Here is a 2,293-nt window from a genome sequence, read left to right as displayed (position 1 = left end):
CTTCATTTTTATGCGATACATTTGTAGATATAATTAACCCACCATCAGTCAGTTCTTTTTCTATGATCTGTCCAACTACCAAATCCCGGCGCTGAAAGTATTCAGCCACTTCAGGGGATACTTTTATTACCACTTCAAATTTTTGTTCAGTACTCCATACACTCTCTTCATTTTTCAACGTTTCCGTTAGCGCCTGAGAGCGCTCAAAGAGATCGAAAGTACAATTTAAGGCAGATATTTTACCGAGCGTGAACTTCTTAATTTTTTCTTCATGCTGCGCGGCGAGATACCAGACCCCGTTGTGGTTAATCAACTGATAGGGCTCTACGCTGTAACTTCGCTGTTCGGCGCGTTTGTAATAGCTAAATGACACACGACGACGTTCATCAATTGCCTGCTGTAAACGTGTGAAATTGTCAGTTTGCTGCTCACTTTTGATGTAGTGATGGCCCATCACAAGGATATTCTGCGTCGAAGTCGGGTAAAACATGGACTGAAGCATTTTCCTGTCCAATACTGGAAATAATCCTTTTACTCCCGCTACGCAGGCAAAAGTATCAATGCTTGAGGCATCAAACTTTCCCAGATACTCAGGACGCAGACTATAGCCATTGAGGGCAGCGTTTTTCTCTATCCCTGTGATGGAGAGTCGCTCTTCTATATCACGACGAATGGTGCGTTGATGCACCCCGTATTCTTCAGCCAGACCGCTAAGCGTTAAAGTTTCACCACGGTTAAAACGTAATAAAATATCCGCAAGACGCGTAGCCAATAAGAGATTTTTTTTGCTCATTTTTCACTTCCGTGTTGTTCATCTGTTGGTAAGCTTACATGCGCTAGTTGACAGGTTGTGTCACGTATGAAAAAACTCTGACATTAATTATTCTGTCGAAAGCTATTAAGAATAATATCGGCACTCAGGCGTAAAACTTAAGCGATTATCCCATTGTTTTACCACAGGCGTCGCCTGTATCACGGAGGGGGCGGGAGGAACTGAAGGATGAAGGGCTAGCTGAAATATCCCTTAATGCTGACTGGACTACATAGACATGGAATCGCACCAACAAAGTCGGTGCCGCGAATGAATAGACTTTCCTACGTCTGAACTGACCAGGCCAAGAAGCAAATCAAAGCACATCTACATTTGTTGAATAATAAGACGATATTCAGAGAGGTTGGCAGCGTGGTGATTCACAGTGACAATCACTAGCCTCGAAATTGCTTATTTTTTAAGCGAAATACGATTGGGGGCCTAATTGGGGGCTCTGGCGTTTTTCGAACAGGCAAAAATACTGTAATAACAAGGGTTGTAATGGCTATATTCGAATCCTGTAGGGGACCATTTCAAATCAATTAGTTACGCCTTCTTCACTTCACCATCACCATCCAAAAGCGCCAGAGTAGTCACATGAATTGCCATAACGTCATCGATTTTTGCATGCGTGCTCGGTCAGGTGATTTGGCGACAGGTGTGCATACCTGCGTACCATCTCGATAGATTCTCAACCTCCCATTTCCTGCAGTGCAGAAAGTGGCAACCTAGCCTGGACCAACCAACTTGCCTAAATGTGTCTCAGGTCATGGAAACGGAAATCTGTAATACCAGCCCGCTTTAAACCAGTCCTCCTGGCCGTGTTATCATCAACGCGCATCTTTCTCACCTCAGCAGTCTTTGTTCCATCAGCGCGGTGCTAGCTGAGTTATGAACAAACACGAACTTGTGGTGGCGACCAATCTGCTCTTTCAGAACTTTGCATGCGGTATCATTCAGTGCGACGTCAATAGCCTTGCCCGCTTTGGCGTTCTCCGGATGTATCCACGCTACCCGTCGCTGCATACCAATCTGCGACCATTCCAAATCCTAAATGTTAGACCTGCGCACTCCTGTGGCCAGCGCGAAGATCACAATCGGTTTGAAGCCGTCCGGCATGCATTCGATGAGCGTTAATGCCTCTTCGCGTGTCAGCCATTTTATGTGGCGGGAGATTGGCTTTCTCGTCTTGATGACAGGTGCTTTGCTTAGCCACTTCCATTCATCAGCGGCGATCCGAAATAATCCGCGAATGAATGAAAGGTATTGGCTGCGCGTGGCCGCTGAAATCAGCTTTTCTTTGTACTCATCTAACGGTGATGTTGGCGGTTTCCCGGGTGGCGGTGGAGCCGGTAGTGACCCTGACCCAAAATCCTGCTCCATTCAGAAACAGAATTCCGGCATGATAAACACTCCCCTGAACGGAGGTGGTGCCGATGAAAAAGTCACGATTCACCGAAGAGCAGATTGTTTTTGCCCTTA

General features: G+C 46.0%; 1 protein-coding gene and 1 pseudogene. Both read right to left on the bottom strand.

The window, feature by feature from the left end; all coding sequences use genetic code 11:
- Positions 1-793, bottom strand: a 793-nt coding sequence (locus tag J1785_RS01630) for a helix-turn-helix transcriptional regulator (RefSeq protein WP_217218661.1), incomplete at its 3' end; no start/stop codon positions are given.
- Between the two features lie 631 nt (positions 794-1,424).
- A pseudogene (locus J1785_RS01625) lies at positions 1,425-2,128 on the bottom strand (site-specific integrase); the annotation flags it as partial.
- Positions 2,129-2,293 lie beyond the last annotated feature (165 nt).

Source organism: Rahnella perminowiae (assembly GCF_019049755.1).
Taxonomy (GTDB): Bacteria; Pseudomonadota; Gammaproteobacteria; order Enterobacterales; family Enterobacteriaceae; genus Rahnella; species Rahnella perminowiae.
This window is presented reverse-complemented; position numbering and strand designations above follow the sequence as displayed.